General features: G+C 64.3%; 16 protein-coding genes and 1 tRNA gene. 9 read left to right on the top strand and 8 right to left on the bottom strand.

Going from position 1 to position 16319, the window contains the following annotated elements:
* Positions 1–2 precede the first annotated feature (2 nt).
* Together L858_RS0112880 and L858_RS0112875 are read right to left on the bottom strand one after the other, a co-directional pair.
* Positions 3–1007: a UbiA family prenyltransferase gene (locus L858_RS0112880; RefSeq protein WP_022683562.1), complete on the bottom strand. Its 1005-nt coding sequence runs from the start codon at positions 1005–1007 to the stop codon at positions 3–5.
* Between the two features lie 25 nt (positions 1008–1032).
* Entirely contained in the window at positions 1033–2634 is a 1602-nt protein-coding gene (locus L858_RS0112875; protein ID WP_022683561.1) for a glycosyltransferase family 39 protein, read from the bottom strand.
* A gap of 419 nt (positions 2635–3053) precedes the next feature.
* Between L858_RS0112875 and L858_RS20080 the strand changes: the two genes are divergently transcribed.
* Genes L858_RS20080 through L858_RS0112860 form a run of 3 tightly spaced genes read left to right on the top strand, consistent with a single transcriptional unit; the run spans position 3054 to position 5535 of the window.
* The gene (locus L858_RS20080) at positions 3054–3347 is read left to right on the top strand and encodes a hypothetical protein (RefSeq protein WP_028056092.1); all 294 of its coding nucleotides are present in this window, start codon (positions 3054–3056) and stop codon (positions 3345–3347) included.
* A 12-nt stretch (positions 3348–3359) separates the two neighbouring features.
* Positions 3360–4463 carry a phosphoenolpyruvate carboxykinase (ATP) gene (locus L858_RS21020; protein WP_028056091.1) on the top strand — a complete coding sequence of 368 codons (1104 nt, stop codon included), beginning with the start codon at positions 3360–3362 and terminating at the stop codon, positions 4461–4463.
* The gene (locus tag L858_RS0112860) at positions 4450–5535 is read left to right on the top strand and encodes a nucleotidyltransferase family protein (RefSeq protein WP_022683560.1); all 1086 of its coding nucleotides are present in this window, start codon (positions 4450–4452) and stop codon (positions 5533–5535) included. Before L858_RS21020 ends, L858_RS0112860 begins: the two co-directional genes overlap by 14 nt.
* Before the next feature lie 11 nt (positions 5536–5546).
* Here the strand turns inward: L858_RS0112860 and L858_RS0112855 are convergent, their stop codons facing one another.
* Positions 5547–6122 carry a Clp protease/crotonase-like domain-containing protein gene (locus L858_RS0112855; RefSeq protein ID WP_022683559.1) on the bottom strand — a complete coding sequence of 192 codons (576 nt, stop codon included), beginning with the start codon at positions 6120–6122 and terminating at the stop codon, positions 5547–5549.
* Positions 6123–6262: 140 nt separating this feature from the next.
* On the opposite strand from L858_RS0112855, the gene ruvA reads away from it, so the two are divergent.
* The 3 genes from ruvA (at position 6263) to L858_RS0112840 (ending at position 9893) form a co-directional block, all read left to right on the top strand.
* Complete coding sequence (gene ruvA, locus L858_RS0112850; RefSeq protein ID WP_022683558.1) at positions 6263–6871, top strand: Holliday junction branch migration protein RuvA; 609 nt, start codon at positions 6263–6265, stop codon at positions 6869–6871.
* Between the two features lie 121 nt (positions 6872–6992).
* On the top strand, positions 6993–8012 hold the full coding sequence (ruvB, locus tag L858_RS0112845; RefSeq protein WP_022683557.1) for a Holliday junction branch migration DNA helicase RuvB: 1020 nt from the start codon (positions 6993–6995) through the stop codon (positions 8010–8012).
* A 102-nt stretch (positions 8013–8114) separates the two neighbouring features.
* Positions 8115–9893, top strand: coding sequence for an AMP-dependent synthetase/ligase (locus L858_RS0112840; protein WP_022683556.1), 1779 nt, complete (start codon positions 8115–8117; stop codon positions 9891–9893).
* Between the two features lie 4 nt (positions 9894–9897).
* Here the strand turns inward: L858_RS0112840 and L858_RS0112835 are convergent, their stop codons facing one another.
* The 3 genes from L858_RS0112835 to L858_RS0112825 are packed head-to-tail and all read right to left on the bottom strand — an operon-like array spanning position 9898 to position 11519.
* On the bottom strand, positions 9898–10299 hold the full coding sequence (locus L858_RS0112835; protein WP_022683555.1) for a hypothetical protein: 402 nt from the start codon (positions 10297–10299) through the stop codon (positions 9898–9900).
* Between the two features lie 58 nt (positions 10300–10357).
* On the bottom strand, positions 10358–11080 hold the full coding sequence (gene gloB, locus L858_RS0112830; protein ID WP_022683554.1) for a hydroxyacylglutathione hydrolase: 723 nt from the start codon (positions 11078–11080) through the stop codon (positions 10358–10360).
* 4 nt (positions 11081–11084) lie between these two features.
* Positions 11085–11519, bottom strand: a complete 435-nt coding sequence (locus L858_RS0112825) for a VOC family protein (RefSeq protein ID WP_028056090.1) — start codon at positions 11517–11519, stop codon at positions 11085–11087.
* A 103-nt stretch (positions 11520–11622) separates the two neighbouring features.
* Between L858_RS0112825 and L858_RS0112820 the strand changes: the two genes are divergently transcribed.
* The gene (locus L858_RS0112820) at positions 11623–12327 is read left to right on the top strand and encodes an SIMPL domain-containing protein (protein ID WP_022683552.1); all 705 of its coding nucleotides are present in this window, start codon (positions 11623–11625) and stop codon (positions 12325–12327) included.
* Between the two features lie 22 nt (positions 12328–12349).
* Here L858_RS0112820 and L858_RS0112815 read toward each other — a convergent pair whose 3' ends face one another.
* Complete coding sequence (locus L858_RS0112815) at positions 12350–13216, bottom strand: tetratricopeptide repeat protein (protein ID WP_022683551.1); 867 nt, start codon at positions 13214–13216, stop codon at positions 12350–12352.
* The gene (locus L858_RS0112810) at positions 13216–13971 is read right to left on the bottom strand and encodes an alpha/beta fold hydrolase (RefSeq protein WP_022683550.1); all 756 of its coding nucleotides are present in this window, start codon (positions 13969–13971) and stop codon (positions 13216–13218) included. Before L858_RS0112810 ends, L858_RS0112815 begins: the two co-directional genes overlap by 1 nt.
* A 142-nt stretch (positions 13972–14113) precedes the next feature.
* On the opposite strand from L858_RS0112810, the gene L858_RS0112805 reads away from it, so the two are divergent.
* Both L858_RS0112805 and L858_RS0112800 read left to right on the top strand, forming a co-directional pair.
* Positions 14114–14200: transfer RNA gene (locus tag L858_RS0112805), tRNA-Leu, on the top strand.
* An 89-nt stretch (positions 14201–14289) separates the two neighbouring features.
* Positions 14290–16020 carry a site-specific integrase gene (locus tag L858_RS0112800; RefSeq protein ID WP_022683549.1) on the top strand — a complete coding sequence of 577 codons (1731 nt, stop codon included), beginning with the start codon at positions 14290–14292 and terminating at the stop codon, positions 16018–16020.
* Positions 16021–16319: the final 299 nt, after the last annotated feature.

Here is a 16319-nt window from a genome sequence, read left to right as displayed (position 1 = left end):
CGTCAGCGCCCGAAGCTGATGAAGTGCGGCTGCGACAGCGATTGCAACTGCGGAACATCATGGAGGGACGTGAAGACGAATGCTGCCGTCGTCGCCGCGACCGCCAGCATCAGCCGCCGTGAACGAAACAGCCGCTCGGGACGCTGCGCGACGGACGCCTCTCTCAGGGACAGCCAGAGATAAAGGGCGAAAAGGGAAGCGACGAAGGGGAAGGCGAGAATATATTCGATCCGATATTTGATCAGGAACACGGCCAGCCCGAAGGCCGACAGGATCGCATATTGAAAACAGCAGACGGTGAGATTTTCCGCCGTATAGGTGGCAAAGGAAGGGCGGTAACGGTGCAGCATGGCAAGCTCGCCCCGGCCGGCGGAGTCGCGATATTCGGACAACCGCTTCGATGCCATCAGGAACGCGCCCCCCATCCAGTAGGAAAGCAGGAGGCTGCCCGGCGGAAGGCTGGTCGGGTCGACCATCGCCCAGCCCAATATGAGGCGGATCGGATTGTTGAGCGACTCTGCCAGAACATCCACATAGGCCCGGTCCTTCGTGCGGAAGGGGCGGACATTATAGGTTAGGCCCGATATCAGGAACAACAGCGCGGCGGGCAGGAATATGCCGCCGATAAGCACCGCGAGCAGCACGCCGACACCCGCGAAGGCCGCATATTCGGTATAGACGAGCGCCGGCGTCAGCTGGCGTTTGACCGCGATGCGCTGCGACTTCAGCGGGTGAAAGGCGTCGAACTCGCGATCCAGCCACTCGTTGATGACATAATTGGCCGAAGCAATCAGCACGGCGCTCAGGATGCCGAGAACCAGATGGAGGACGGTGTCCGCGTCCGATGGCCCGCGAAACACGTAGGCAAGGATGATGCCCGGCAGGATGAACACATGCTTGGTCGCATGATCGAAGCGCGCGATCGCAAGATAGTCGCGCAAGTCCGCTGTCGTTCGCGTTGGCGGCGCTGCTGCGGCGGCGGACCGGATAAATCGAATGTCGGGCACGAGAAAATCTCCTTCGAGGCTGGACTCAAAGCGGATTGTTCGAGGGTGAAGACGGCGGAAGATTGTAGATCCGCCCATCGGCGAGGCGCTCGACCAGCTTGAGGCCGAGCGCTTGCCTCAGTTCGTTTTCAGTGGCCGTGTAGAAGCGCCAGTCGACCCGATCGACGAACACCACATAGGCGTTGCCGCCTTGCAGGCGCTGCCGCGTGGCTTCGAGCTGGCGCGGGTAGGGATTGTGCGGGCGGTCGAGGCCGGTGCGCGAATCCATCTTCATCGGCACGATGGTCGCCGGCCGCTTGGCGGCGTAGATGATCGCCTCCGGCCCGTTGCTGAAGATCATCGCACCGCGCGGGAGCCGCCGGACGGCGTGGATGGTGGGCGAACTGGCCCAGGCCCGGCTGGCGAAGTCTAGGCCTTGCTCGTAAGCCGCTTCGGTGCGGCTGGCGGTGCGGACCGTGTGGCTGGCCAGGATGCCGATGCTGATGGCGACCAATAGGGAGGCAAGAGCCCTGTCGCCCCGTGACATGTTTTTCCGGTCGCTCACTACGATGGTCGCGGCTGTGACCAGCGTCACGTAGAGTGGCAGGGCATAGCGGCCATTAAGGGGGAGATTGGCCTCGAGATGGACGGCCAGCACCATGAACGCCGCATAGAAGAGGGCGAAGAAGCCGAACACCGGGGCGATGGTGCGCTCTGGCGCCCGTTCCGCCTCCCCCATGTTCGCGTCCGCCTTGCGCAGCACGAAGCGGCAATAGTGAAACCAGATCCAGGCGACCGCTCCCAGAACCGCGAGCAAAAGCGCCGCGCGCGCGAGTAATGGCACTTCCATCGGCGCCAGCAGAGCCGTCAGCGACTTGAAGCCCTGCTTCCATCGTTCCACGTCGGCATTGCCGTAGAAGGCGAAATCCCGGCCGACGGCGTGATCGGCCACGATCTTGCTGACGATCGCCCAAAGAAGCGTGATGCCGCCGCCCACGGAGCCCAGCATCACCACCGATCTTACACGCTGCCGCAGCGGCAGCTGGCGCATCAGCAGGAGTGTCGCGGCGATGGCGAAGCCCAGCACCATACCGGGAAAGCGCACCAGGGTGGTCACCGCGATCATTGCCCCGCAGGCTGCGAGCCGCCGCCAGTTCATGTCCTTCAAATAAGCGACGAACAGCAGGACGGAGGTGAAGATGCAGGTGATGAACAGCGCCTCCGACAGCGCCAGGGCGCTCAGCCGGGAGAAGGAGGGGGAGAGCAGGATCAGAATCGTGCCGCCGGCTGCATGGACATTGCTCCGCGTCGCCCGCATCAGCGTGACCCAGATCAGGATCGGGTTGAGGCAGCTGAGCACCAGACCGAGGAGCTTCGCGCCGCCCCAGATATTCAATCCTGTTTCGGCGATGCCCCTCAGCAGCCAGCCGTAGACGGGCGCGTCGTCCGGTTTCCAACCCAGTCCCATATAGCGGAACGTGTCGGGCCGAACGCCGATGCCATATCGGGAACTCAGCAGGAAGAGTGAGGCCGACAGGCCGACAAGAATGGCGCATATGGCCCAGGGGGCCGACTGACTCTGGCGCTGGTTCAGCCAGGGCCAGGTCAGCCCTGGATGCCATACGCGCTTTTCTGCGGGTTCCACCACCACCCTGTCCTCCGCTCGCTGACTGCTCGCAAGCAAGCCCGGGTGGAGGCGTCCCACGAAACCACGCCGGGGACCATTCGCCTTTAGGACCGCGGCCTAGTTCTTTTGGGTGACCATGATCTCACAGGGTTACGCTCTCAAGGGCGACGATCGGGAATGATGCGGAATGCGCCAGCACATCTTTGGATTGCGGGGCGATCACCGGTCCTCCCGCAGGGCTGATCGAGCGAAGCGAGAGGAATAGCCCGAGGCACCGATTCACCTATGTTTGTAGGCGACGCCCGCTCACGGCCGATTCGCCCCTGCGGCGGCGGAATATTCCTTTGGATATACCCATTTTTGGCTTACCCATTCATCGCACTCAGGCGAGCGATGGCGCCATGGTAATTTCCAGCCTTCATCCAGCAAAGGAGGCTGCTTTGCCCCAGGAACCCACTCCGGAAACAGGCGCGGAAGACCGGCGCGACTTTCTGAAAACCTGCGGACGTTTCGCGGTGACCGTGCCTCCTGCCGTCACGATCCTGCTCTCGACGTCGCTCTCCTCGCCGGCGATCGCTCGGTCCGCTGGCGGCGGCGGCGGAGGGCCGAAGGGCAATAATGGTGTCGGCAACGGTCCCGATCCGCAGCCTCCGGGCAACCCGCCGATCAATGACGGCCCGGGCACCGGCCCCGGCAATCCGGGCAATCGCGGACACGGGCGTAACAAGCCCTGAGTCGAAGCGCAGATGGTGTTGCGACTTTCGCAGGGCACATCGCTCGTCTTTGTCGACGGTCAGCCGTTGATCTTCTCTTCAGGACGGCAGGCGCTTCTCAGCGTCAACCAAATTGGCGGATATGTCAGCTGCCGGCTTGAAGAGGGGGTCTGTTTCGACCAGTTGTCGCGGGAACTCGCCGATCGGGGCGTTCGTCGGTCCGGGCCGATGTTGAGGGACGTGCTGGCGAACTGGTCGACGCAGGGGCTGGTCAGCGCCTGCGATCCCGATCCGCGCGCCCCGCCCGTTCGGGTGCAGACCATCGCGATCGGTGCTGTTTCCCTGTCCTTATCCTATCATGACGAGGCGCTCGCGCGCATGGTCGCGCCCTTGTTCGATCATCTGCAGCGGGACAGCCTGTCCTGCGCGATCGGCTATGCGCTTTGGGAAGCGAACGGCATGGCCTTTCTCAGCCGGAATGACGAGCCTGCCTGCCTGATGCAGCCTTCGCAGGCCGGGCCCGTCCTCAAGGCGAAGATCACCGAAGAGATATTGAAGGACCCACGCTGGCGGCTCGCGCTCCATGCCGGCTGCCTGCACCGCCGCGGCAAGGCCCTGCTGCTCCTGGGAGAACCCGGCGCGGGGAAGACGACCCTGACCTCCTGGCTGACGGCCCAAGGCTTCGACTATGCGGGCGACGATATCGCCATGGTGGATGGCGAGGGCCGGGTTCAGGGCCTCGCCTTCCTGCCTTCGGTCAAGGCCGGCGCCTGGCCGCTGCTGGAATCGGTCTATGGCGATATGGCGCGGTTGCCGGTTCACCTGCGCGCGGACCGCAAGCGCGTCCGCTTTCCGACACCGGGCGGGATCGCCGCCGAACAGCCGGTCGGCATCGGCTGGATCATCCGATTGCGGCGGCGGAGCGCGGGCGGCGCGGAACTGCGGCCCATGACGACGGCGATCGCCCTGCGGCAGCTTCTGGCGGAAGCGGCCTCGCATGATGAGGAGATCGGCCGGGACTCGCTCGATCTCATGATCCGGACCGTCGCTGCCGCCCGATGCCATGAACTCCATTATGCCCGGCTTGATGACGCAACGGCCCTCCTGAAGCAAATATGCGACGATGAACCGGCTTGATCATCTGCGGGGCCTGCTCGCCTGCCTGCGCGGCGAGGTTCCCGTCGAGGATCAGTGGATGGGCATTATCGAGATGGCCAATCATTCGCTCTGCACGCCGCTGGTGGCGAGCAGGCTCAGGGACAGCGGCCGTCTACCATTGCTTCCCTCGGATGTGCAGCGTTTCCTGGAGGAGATCTATGGCCGGAACGAGGAGCGGAACCAGCGCCTGTACGGGCAGCTCGATGAAGCGGCGAAGCTGCTGAACGATGCGGGCATCGAACCGGTGGTGCTGAAGGGCACGGCTTGGCTTGCCGCTGCGGCACCGGCGAAACGGGGCGACCGCCTGCTTTCGGACCTCGACCTGCTGGTGCCGCCGCAGCAGATCGCAGCAGCCGTCAGCCGGTTGCAGGGCCTGGGCTATCAACTGGAAGCGCCCCATGAGGGGCCGGATGTGCCGCTGGTGCTGTTCCGCTTGACCGACGCGGCGACGATCGATCTGCACAGCGATTATGGCAGCCGCACGACGCTGCATTACGGCCATGGGGACATCGTGAGGGACGGGGCGCGCCATCGCCTTGCGCAAGGCACTGTCTATCTGCCCTCTACCGTCACTTCCGTCGCGATCTTGCTGCTGCACGATCAGCTCAAGGGCCGCGACTATCTGAGGGGGCGGATCGACCTGCGCCACCTTGTCGACATCCAGTCGCTGGCGCATGGCATGGACGCGGTGGCATGGCGCCAGCTGGACGGACTTTTCGCTGCCGGTTACGCCCGATCGGCGGCCCGCACGCAGCTGCGGACCGCCAAGAAGCTGCTTGGACTGAATGTGCCGGCCGCATCGACCGGTTCGATACGCGCAGTCCTGCAATATCGCCGCCGCCTGATGCAGGTGCGTTGGCCGGCAACGGCTCTCCCGCTGACGATGCTGTCGCTTCTCGATCCCCAATATCTCCGCGCCCGGCGCACTTGGCGAGCGGCGGCAGCGTCGCCTGGCGCGAAGGAAGCGGGCGGCCGGCAAGCGTCGAAATGGCTCCCCCGCCGGACCAGCGTCGAACGGCTGCTGAGCTGGAGGGAAATCGGGAAGATCTGACCGGCCGTCGCTCAGATCACCGCCGCCACCAGCCCCAGCGATGCCGCTTCATTGGCCTCCAGATACCAGTTCTCCGGCGCCCGCATCAGCAGTTCGTTGATGCTCACCTGCGATCCCAGGATCAGGTTCTGGAATCCCTCATTCTGGATGGCGATAGATGCCTCGATCTCGTTCAGCGCCGCCTTCAGCGAGGCGATGCAGCGGGACAGCGGCCCCTCCAGATGCACGTCCTTGGTGATGATCCGCTCATGGATCATCAGCCGCGTGCCCCGCGTCAGATAACGGTTCTCCGCCGCAAAAAAGCCCATGAAGGTCGCGCCCGCCGAATAGACCGCCGTCTTGCCCAGAAACACCATTCTTCGGTTCGGATGCAGCTCCGAATGGAAACGGATGTCCTCGCCCATCATCCGCGCCACCTCCGGGTCGCCGCCCAGCGTCGCCATTTCGACCACCACCAGCCCCTCTTCGGGCGCGGAAGTCAGGCAGCTGCGGAAATGCTGGTACATCGCCTGATCGACGGTGCCGGACAGGATGATGGCCGGATGTTCGAAATCGCAGGGTCCCAGCTGTGGAGCCTCGAGCGTCATGCAACATTCTTCCTTCTGTAAATGCCATGGTTCGGCTGCACTACGCCTTGAGCGGCAAATGGTGCCGCATGCTTCGCTTTTGACTGGCGCCGCGCCGGAGTCGCTCTTAAGGAACAGATCATGACCAAAGGGCTTGGGGCATGATCGCAAAATTGAAAGGGCGGCTGGACAGTACCGGCCTTGACCATGCCATCATCGACGTGGGCGGTGTCGGCTTCCTGGTTGGGGCCTCCTCCCGCACGCTGAGCGCTCTTGGTCCGGTGGGTGAAGCGGTGACGGTCCACACCGAAATGCTGGTGTCGGAGGATTCGATCCGCCTCGTCGGCTTCGCCCGCGCCGAAGAACGCGACTGGTTCCGCCTGCTGACCGGCGTGCAGGGCGTCGGTTCTCGCGTGGCGCTCGCCATCCTCTCCGCGCTGGAACCGGCGGAACTGCACCGGGCGATAGCGACCGCCGACAAGGCGATGATCGCCCGCGCCAATGGCGTCGGCCCCAAGCTTGCGCAGCGCATCGCCAACGAGCTCAAGGACAAGATCGGCGCGGTCCCGACACCCGCTGGCGGCCTCGGCGTCGGTCTGGCAGCGCTGCCGACCGGCGGCCATGGCGCCGACGCGGTGTCCGCCCTGCAGAATCTCGGCTTCAAGCCCGCCGAAGCGGGCAACGCCGTCGCCGCCGCCGAAGAAGAACTGGGCGAAGGCGCCACCCTGGACGCGCTGGTTCGCCTCGCCTTGCGCAAGGCGGCGAAGTGATGATGGTAACCCTACACTCAGTGGCTCGGTCTGGCGGTGAGTTCGGGTTTGCCGCCGCTGGAGCATCGCGTGCGGTCCGATGGATGCTGAGCCAAGTTCAGCATGACGAGGGTGCGAGCGCATGAGCGACGATCGTCTGATCGCCTCCACTCGCCGGGTCGAGGATGTCGACGCGGCGCTTCGGCCCAAGTCGCTCGCCGAATTTGTCGGGCAGCAGGCCGCGCGCGAGAATCTGCGCATCTTCATCGAGGCGGCGAAGGCGCGGCGCGAGGCGCTGGACCATGTCTTGTTCTTCGGTCCTCCCGGCCTTGGCAAGACGACGCTGGCGCAGATCGTCGCGCGGGAAATGGGGGTGGGCTTCCGCGCCACATCGGGTCCGGTCATCGCCAAGTCGGGCGATCTCGCCGCGTTGCTCACCAACCTCGACGAAGGCGACGTGCTGTTCGTCGATGAGATTCATCGCCTCAATCCGGTTGTGGAGGAGGTGCTCTATCCGGCGATGGAGGACCGCGCGCTCGACCTGATGATCGGCGAAGGCCCCTCGGCCCGATCCGTCCGCATCGACCTGCCGCCCTTCACGCTGGTCGGCGCGACGACGCGGCAGGGGCTGCTGACGACGCCGCTGCGCGACCGCTTCGGCATTCCGGTGCGGCTGCAATTCTATACCGTCGAGGAACTGGAGCTGGTGGTCCGCCGCGCCGCCCGGCTGCTGGACCTTCCCATCACCTCCGACGGCGCGGTGGAGATCGCCCGCCGTTCCCGTGGCACGCCGCGCATCGCCGGGCGGCTGCTGCGGCGGGTGCGCGATTTCGCCGCTGTCGCCGGCGCGGAGGCGGTTGACAAGAAGGTCGCCGACACCGCGCTCACCCGGCTGGAGGTCGATCATCTCGGCCTCGACCTTATGGACCGGCGTTATCTGATGATGATCGCCGACATCTATCGTGGCGGGCCGGTCGGCGTCGAGACGCTCGCGGCGGGGCTGTCCGAAGCGCGCGACACGATCGAGGAAGTGATCGAGCCCTATCTGATCCAGCTTGGCCTCATTGCCCGCACCGCGCGGGGCCGCTGCCTTAACGGACCGGGCTGGAAGCATCTCGGCCTCAATCCGCCCTCCACCGTTCAGGACGGCCTGTTCGATTGAGGAAAGCGGTTGAATTTCATGGCCGTTACGGCACGGCAGGGTTATAGCACCGCGAGGGCATAAGAGGGCGCAGCAGACGTCCGTCGCAACAGGAGGTGCTGCTTGAAGGCGATCGACCGTTTTCCCAATCTCGTGACCATGTTCTTCGGCCGCGCGAAGGAGAAGGGGGAAGCACCTTTCCTGTGGCGCAAGATCAACGGAGAATGGACATCTCTAAGCTGGGCGGAAGCGGCGCGGCAGGTCGCCTCGCTCGCCGCCGCGCTGAAAGCGCAGGGTTTGAAGGCGGGTGAGCCGGTGATGCTGGTGAGCGAGAACCGACCGGAATTCTGCATCGCGGATCTGGCGATCATGGCGGCGGGCTGCGTCACGGTGCCGACCTACACCACCAACACAACGCGCGATCACCAGCATATCCTGACCGACAGCGGCGCGCGGGCGGTCATCGTCTCGACCGCAAAGCTGGCGCAGAATCTGATGCCAGCGGTGCTGCGGTCGCAGGCCAGCTTCGTGATCGGCATGGAGCCGCTGCGGGGGGCGCAAGGCGATATCGCCTGCCACGGATGGAGTGACCTGATCGCCGCGCATCCCGCCGACCCGGAAAGCTGCGCCGCAGCCCAGACAGCGCGGCGGGAGGACCTGGCCTGCATCATCTACACCAGCGGCACGGGCGGCGCGCCGCGCGGGGTGATGCAGCATCACGGCTCCATCCTCTGCAATGTCGAGGGCGCGGGCAAGCTGCTGCAGGAGGATTTCGGCCAGGACGAAGAGGTCTTTCTCTCCTTCCTGCCCCTGTCCCACGCCTATGAACATAGCGGCGGCCAGTTCCTGCCGATCCTGATCGGCGCGCAAATCTATTATGCCGAAGGGCTGGAGAAGCTCGCCTCCAATATCGAGGAAGCGCGTCCGACGATCATGGTCGTCGTGCCGCGCCTGTTCGAGGTGCTTCGCGCCCGCATCATCAAGTCGATCGAGAAGCAGGGAAAATTTCCCGCTTACCTGCTGGAGCAGGCGCTACGCATCGCGACCAGGGAGCAGGACGGGGGCAAGTCACTGCTCGACCTGCCGATGAAGGCGCTGCTGTCGCGAACGCTGAAGCCCAAGGTGGCCCGGCGCTTCGGCGGCCGCATGAAGGCGATGGTGTCGGGCGGCGCTCCGCTCAACCCCGATGTCGGCCTGTTTTTCGAGGCGATGGGGCTGACGCTGCTTCAGGGCTATGGACAGACCGAGGCGGGGCCGGTGGTAAGCTGCAACCGCCCCCGCGCCGGGATCGCCATGGAAACCGTAGGACCGCCGCTCGACGGCGTGGAGGTCAGGATCGCCGAGGATGGCGAGATATTGGTGCGCGGCGAGCTGGTGATGCACGGCTATTGGCGCAACCCGGCGGAGACCGAAAAGGCGCTGAAGAACGGCTGGCTGCACACTGGCGACATTGGCGAGATCGATGCGCGGGGCCGCATCCGCATCACCGACCGCAAGAAGGACCTGATCGTCAACGACAAGGGGGACAATGTCTCCCCGCAGAAGATCGAAGGCATATTGACGCTCCAGCCGGAGATCGGGCAGGCGATGGTCTATGGCGATCGGCGGCCCTATCTGGTCGGCCTGCTGGTCCCGGACGCGGAATGGGTGCGCGAATGGGCGGTGGCGCAGGGACGCGGCGGAGAAGCTATCGTCGGCGATCCCGCCTTGCAGGCGGCGCTGCGGGCGGCGGTGGACCGCGTCAATGCCGAGCTTTCCATCATAGAGAAGGTGCGGCGCTTCATTCTGGCGGACGAAGCCTTTACCATCGACAATGGCGAGATGACGCCGTCGATGAAAATCCGTCGCCATGTCATCCGCGCCCGCTATCAGGATCGGCTGGACGCTCTCTATAAGGGTTGAGGCCTCATCTGGCGGGCGTGCGGTAAGGCGTGAAGTCGCCCAGCGCACAGGAGCCGGTCACCATGCTAGCCAGCAGATCCGCGCTGCGCGCCATGTCGCCGCGGCAGAGTTGCGACGTATGGGATTCGACGATCAGCGTGTCGCCTCTGGAAAGACCGGAGCAACTGCCGATCAGGTCGTTGCGATAGACCAGCCGGCCGCTGACACGATAGAGCAGCACGCTGTCGCTGATCGCCGTCAGGTTGGTCTGCCCAAAGCGGCTGATGCAGCTGACCTTTTCGCCCGCGACCTTGCCCGCCAGAGCCGCTTCAAGCCGCATCGTCTGCTTTTCGGTCAGCCTGGGCGGCTCATAACTGCCGGAGCAGGCCGCGAGCATGATCGGCCCCAGAAACATCCATGCACGCATCACCACTCTCCTTGTTCGGCCCCGCTCGAGGAAAGACGAGTTCGACGCGTCCAAGCCGTCAGGCAGCGTCCTTGGCGGCACGGCGCTCGGCCAGTTCGGCGACGGTGCGGGCGCGCATGAAGACGTTGGTGGCGCGCTCCTGGCCGATCGTCGTCGGCACGGTCGCCTCGCCCCGTTCGCGTGCCGCCTCGACCTGCGCCATCCGCGCACGCAGCACCGCATTATCGGGCTCCACGCCAAGGGCAAATCGGCCGTTGGATTGCGTATATTCATGAGCGCAATAGACGACCGTGTCGTCCGGCAGTTCCGAAAACCGCTTCATGTTAGCGAACATCTGCTCGGCGGTTCCCTCGAACAGCCGGCCGCAGCCCATGGCGAACAGCGTGTCGCCCACGAACAGGATATGATCGCCCGCCAGATGGTAGGCGATATGGCCCGCCGTATGCGCCGGCACGTCCATCACGAGCGCTTCATGCCCGCCGATGCGGACACGGTCGCCCTCGCTCACGGTTCGGTCGAGCGTGCCGATCTTCCCGGCTTCCGCCGCCGGCCCGGTGATGGCGCAGCCGGTCGCGGCCTTGATCGCTTCATTCCCGCCGACATGATCGCCGTGCCAGTGGGTGTTCCAGATCTGGCTGATCGTCCAGCCACGTGCCGAGGCGGCGTCCAGCACCGGCTCGGCCACGGCCGGGTCGACCGCCACCGTCTCGCCGCTCGCATCGTCATGCAGCAGCCAGACATAATTGTCCTTGAGGACGGGGATGCGGACGACCTCCAGCATGGGATTACCAGGCCCCCATGTTGGGCATGGAGATCCAGGGCTCGGCGGGCTCCAGATGGCCGTCCTGCAGCAGTTCGATCGAGATATTGTCGGGCGTCCGCACGAACGCCATATGCCCGTCGCGGGGCGGCCGGTTGATCGTCACGCCCGCATCCAGCAGGCGCTGGCAGGTTTCGTAGATATTCTCGACACGATAGGCGAGGTGACCGAAATTACGACCCTCGCCATAGGCTTCCGGAGCAGAGCCGTCCGCGGGCGGCCAGTTGTAGGTGAGTTCGACCTGCGCCGCCTCATCTCCCGGTGCGGCCAGGAACACGAGCGTATATCGTCCCTGTTCGCTGTCGAACCGCTTCTGCTCCTCAAGGCCCAGCAGGTTGAAGAAGGCGATCGTCCGGTCGATGTTGGTCACGCGGATCATCGTGTGCAGATATTTGGGCAAGGTGCGCTCCATTCGCCGCTGTAAAGCAACGGTTCATCTCTGAGGTGGCAAGGTCCATGGCGAAGATAGGGGGCATCGGCCCCGATAGGAAGGGGCGGCTGCGATGCCTTTGCTACTGCATGACAAGGTGCTGCTCGGTTGCGCGGCGGTCCTCGCCGTCGGACTCGCAGGCGGCGGCTATCTTCTCGGCGACGGGTTGAGGCGCGCCAAGGCCGCCGACCGATCCGTTACCGTACGCGGCCTTGCTGAAAAGGATGTCACGGCCGACCTTGCGACATGGTCGATCAGCTACTCGGCAACCGGCTTCGATCTGCCCGCGGTCCGCGCGGAGATCGACAATAATACGCGGGAGCTGCGCGCCTATTTCGCCAGCCTCGGCTTCCGTCCAAACGCGCTCAGCCCCACCGGCGCAGGGGTCAATCAATATATCAACAATGGCGTCAACACGATCACCATAACTCAGCGCATGCTGCTGCGGACGACCGACATCGCCCGGGCTCAGCGCGCGGTTGCCCAGCAGTTCGACCTCGTGCGGCGGGGCGTCACGTTGCAGGAGGGATCGGGCATGCGTTACAGCTTCACGAAGCTGAACGACATCAAGCCCTCCATGGTCGCAGCCGCCACGAAGGACGCGCGTGCCGCCGCCGAACAGTTCGCCCGGGACAGCGGCGCGCGCGTCGGTGGCATCAAGAGCGCGACCCAGGGCTATTTTTCCATCGAGGCGCGCGACGGCGAGGCCGATGGCGCAAGTGACACGCCCTACAAGAAGGTGCGGGTGGTGACGACGGTCGATTTCTACATCGACTGACGGCTGACGCCCCGAACCCCGCTCACTTTGCGGCGCCGGCCGCCGGCAGTCGCGAGAGGTTATCCGCCGCCGCTTTTCCGGCCGGTGCGGTGGGAGCCAGCTTCACCGCACGCTGCCATGCCGATCGGGCGACATCCTCATGATCGGAGAGGATCGCGATATTCCCCTCCTCCAGCGCGACCGAGGCATCGTCGGGCGACAGCTGCACCGCGCGGGCGATGTGCGCCTGCGCCAGCTTGATTTCGCCCGATCGCCGCGCCAGCGTTGCGGACAACAGCCATGCCAGCGGGTCCTGCGGCACTTGCGTCAGCGCCGTGTCGAGCGATGCGCGCGCGCCCGCCATATCGTTCAGCGCGACCAGCGCGCGCGCCCTGTCTAGATGCACTTCGCCCTTTTCCACGCCGTCCGGCAATCCGCGCGCCAGCGCCGCATCGAAATGATCGCGAGCCTTGGCAGGGTCGCCACCCGCCAGCGCGGCATTGCCCGCCTGCGCCCACAGCCGCGCGCCTTGCGCCACCTCTCCGCTGCGTTCGGCCTCATCGGCCGCCTGTTCGAACGCGACGATGGCGGGAGCCCAGCGTTCGGCTCGCGCATAGGAAAAGCCCATGCAGTTACGCGCGTAGAAGCTGCCGCCCGTGATCCGCCACTGCTCGGCAAAGGCGATCCCCCGATCCGGCGCCTCGATCGCCTGGTCCAGGCATTGCTGAAATTTGGCGGCATATTTTTCCGGCACCGGAATCCGCCCCATCTCCGTCTGTGCCGGCGCCGGCGCGGACGGTGCAGCGGCGGCGGCGGCCTTTTCCCGCCGCTTGCGGTTCATCACCGCCTCGATCTCCGGATCATAGGTCTGGGGGGCGAGCAGCAGCAGGGGCAGGATGAGGAGGGGCATCACAACTGGTCCAAAAGGGCGGCGACGGTGCGGATCAGCAGGGCGATGTCCGCGTCGCGCGAAAGGCGATGATCGCCATCCTTAACCAGCAGCGTCTGCACATCCGATGAACGCAGCTGCGCAGCGAGACGGAGAGCCGTCTGCCAGGGAACCTCGGGATCATCCTGCCCCTGGAGCAGCCGCACCGGGCAATCGATCGCGAGCTCGCTTTCCAGCACCCGAAGGTCCTGTCCCGATTGCCAGAAGCCGAGCGTCGTCACCGACGGCTCCTCGCCATAGGGGGAAGGCTCGACGATGCGTCCCTCCGTCGCCAGCAGCGCCTTGTCGGCATCGGTGAAACCCCAGTCGGTAAAGTCCGGCGCCGCAGCGATGCCCACCAGCCCCGCCACCCGGCCCGGCCGCGCAAGAGCGACCAGCAGCGCCAGCCATCCGCCCATCGAGGAACCGACCAGCACCACCGGCCCCTCAACCAGTGAATCGATCAGCAGCAGCACATCGTCCCGCCATCCCGCCAGCGTCCCCTCATCGAACCGCCCCTCGCTCGCCCCATTGCCGGCATAGTCGAGCCGCAGCATCGCGCGCCTCGACCGTCCCGCCCAATCGTCGAGGGCGACGGCCTTGCCCCCCTCCATGTTGGACATATAGCCCGGCAGGAAGACGACCGTGGGGCCCTGGCCGGCACGATGGCGATAGGCCAGACGCAGACCGTCCGGCCGGGCAAACATCGCCGGCGGCAAAAATTCGGTGCTCTCCATGACATGTCTCCGGATTATGACAGGCGTTCCGCCAAGTGCCTCAGCAAGGCCAGCGCTGCAAACAGGCAGATTAGGAAAAATAATGCGTCTCAGCTGATTGACAGCCCATCGGCCACCAGCTAACTGCGCGCTCCTACCCCGTGCCCAGATGGCGGAATTGGTAGACGCACCAGCTTCAGGTGCTGGCGATCGCAAGGTCGTGGAGGTTCGAGTCCTCTTCTGGGCACCATTTTCCGAATTCCTCTTGGATTAGCGGAAAATATTGCATTCCTGAGCCGCTGTGGTGCACTTTCAAGGTTCACATTGGCTACCAGGAAAATGCAACACAAACATCATTTGCAATGCGTCCACGGCTGGTATCGTTACCGTCGCCGTTGGCCGAAATCTGTCTCCAAAATCGCTCCCGGCGAGTTCTTCATTCGCTGCATCGGAACCACCGACCTGAAGGTCGCAGTGAACCGGCGTCCCTACCTGGACATCCAATTCAACAAGGAAGTTGACCGCCTTAAAATGCGGATCGAAGCGCATGAGCGTGCCGTCAGCCCTCCTGAGATCGAGCGGTTGTTTACCCGTTGGTTTCAGCGAGAGGTGGAGATTTGGAAGGAAGGCATCCCCGTTCATTTCGATGATGCCTCGCACGCCGAGTATCTGGATGACTTGGCAACTCTGGAGGGCAATTTGTGCCACATGCTGGCACGAGGACAGTTCGATCCGGAAATCGAGGCTTATACCCCGGCCCTCTTCGCCGAGGAGGGCATCTGCGCCACCCTGGACGATCCTGGCTACATGCAGCTTCGCGAACTTATGGTGAGGGCTTGGCGAGAACTCGCTGCGTCATACCGGGCGCGCCTGGAAGGGAATTTTGGTTATCAGTTCAAGGACGCGGGCATCGCGGCGGCCGCCGCCGCCTCGCTCGCTGGGCAACCTACCAAGGTCAACACCATTGCGGACCTCATAGAGGCCTACACAACAGACAAGGGCGAGGCCTGGTCGAAATCCACCTGCGCTGCCTACGCGCCTATATGGCGCCTTCTCCGCGAAGTTCTGGGGGCGAATCGGGATGTTGCCACCGTCACACGGGACGACGGCCGGATGCTTTTCGAACTCGTGCAGTGCCTGCCCTCGCACATGACGAAAAAGAAGGAGCTTCGCGGCCTTTCTCTGAAGGCGGCCGTCCAGAAGGCGAAGGCGCTTGGGCTCCCGACCCTCAGCGCCAAAACGATCAATGATTCCTACATGGGATTCCTCGTCTCGATCTTCGGGTGGGCCGTGCGCGAACAGTGGCTTCCCGCTAATCCCTTCGCCGGACTCAGGGTCCATGATCCCGTTGCCGATGAACAGAAGCGCGACCCATTCACGACCGAACAACTCAGCCAGCTTTTCTCACAAGCGCCCTGGTCCACGGGGGATGAAAGCGATCCGCTGCTCTACTGGGGACCACTGGTCGCGCTCTGGACGGGCATGCGGAGAGGAGAAATCGCGGCTCTTCGCCTCACGGACATCTCCAAGGTCGCGGGCACTTGGATGATCCTGGTAAGAAAGGGCAAAACAAGGAATGCCAGGAGGATGATCCCTGTTCATCCATGCCTTGCTGAAATCGGCTTCCTCGAATTCGTCGAGCGGCAGCGCCGCGCCAAGTGCTCGCAACTCTTTCCGGGCCAGAAGCCGAATTCCAACGGCCAATGGGGTGACGGCCTGTCAGACTGGTTCGTGCGCCTTGTCGAGAAGCGCGGGTTCCAAGGAACGAAGCTGGGCATGCACTCGCTGCGCCACAATTTCGAGGACGCGCTGCGAGAGGCCGATCTCCACGAAACGAAACTGGGACAATATCTCACTGGCCGGAGCGGCGGAGGGTCATCGTCCTCGAACTACGGCTGGGGTTACTCCACGGCGAGGTTGACCGGTGCTATGGATAGCATCAGCTATCCTGGGTTGGACCTCTCACACCTGTCCCGCCATACTGCGAAATCGGTTCCGCTATTTGCTGGCAAACGCGCCCGGCAGCCGGAGGCCGATGTTGCGATGCTTGGTGCGCTCTCGGCAGCTTAGAGCAGCCAGAGCGACTCCTACCGACCGATGAGGCGGGCTCATGCGCGAGGCTAAATAAGCCAAAATCAGCATGTGAGTTTGCCGTGAAGCGGAAATCCTTCATCAACACCAGAGAAACGCTCCTTAATTATGTTTACCTGAATGCCGACCTTCGAAAACGCCTCGAATCGTGCGGAACGCCTGCTCCCTGGGGCTGGGCGTTCTGCCGATCCACGGCGTGCCATCGCTGCCGCAAGTATCGCGCTTCCGACTGGGCGAGGGAAGCGAGTGACCTGATCGTGCCCCGGGGGATGGTGTAA

The organism is Sphingobium bisphenolivorans, from assembly GCF_000412635.1.
GTDB lineage: Bacteria > Pseudomonadota > Alphaproteobacteria > Sphingomonadales > Sphingomonadaceae > Sphingobium > Sphingobium bisphenolivorans.
The sequence above is the reverse complement of the archived record's forward strand: the minus strand, read 5'-3'. Positions and strand labels throughout refer to the sequence as shown.

Coding starts and splice junctions, on each gene's coding strand:
- L858_RS0112800 (WP_022683549.1), top strand. CDS start 14,290: ATGCAACACAAACATCATTTGCAATGCGTCCACGGCTGGTATCGTTAC.
- gloB (WP_022683554.1), bottom strand. CDS start 11,080: ATGCTGGAGGTCGTCCGCATCCCCGTCCTCAAGGACAATTATGTCTGG.
- L858_RS0112810 (WP_022683550.1), bottom strand. CDS start 13,971: ATGGAGAGCACCGAATTTTTGCCGCCGGCGATGTTTGCCCGGCCGGAC.
- L858_RS0112860 (WP_022683560.1), top strand. CDS start 4,450: ATGAACCGGCTTGATCATCTGCGGGGCCTGCTCGCCTGCCTGCGCGGC.
- L858_RS21020 (WP_028056091.1), top strand. CDS start 3,360: ATGGTGTTGCGACTTTCGCAGGGCACATCGCTCGTCTTTGTCGACGGT.
- L858_RS0112835 (WP_022683555.1), bottom strand. CDS start 10,299: ATGCGTGCATGGATGTTTCTGGGGCCGATCATGCTCGCGGCCTGCTCC.
- L858_RS0112820 (WP_022683552.1), top strand. CDS start 11,623: ATGCCTTTGCTACTGCATGACAAGGTGCTGCTCGGTTGCGCGGCGGTC.
- ruvA (WP_022683558.1), top strand. CDS start 6,263: ATGATCGCAAAATTGAAAGGGCGGCTGGACAGTACCGGCCTTGACCAT.
- ruvB (WP_022683557.1), top strand. CDS start 6,993: ATGAGCGACGATCGTCTGATCGCCTCCACTCGCCGGGTCGAGGATGTC.
- L858_RS0112855 (WP_022683559.1), bottom strand. CDS start 6,122: ATGACGCTCGAGGCTCCACAGCTGGGACCCTGCGATTTCGAACATCCG.
- L858_RS0112815 (WP_022683551.1), bottom strand. CDS start 13,216: ATGCCCCTCCTCATCCTGCCCCTGCTGCTGCTCGCCCCCCAGACCTAT.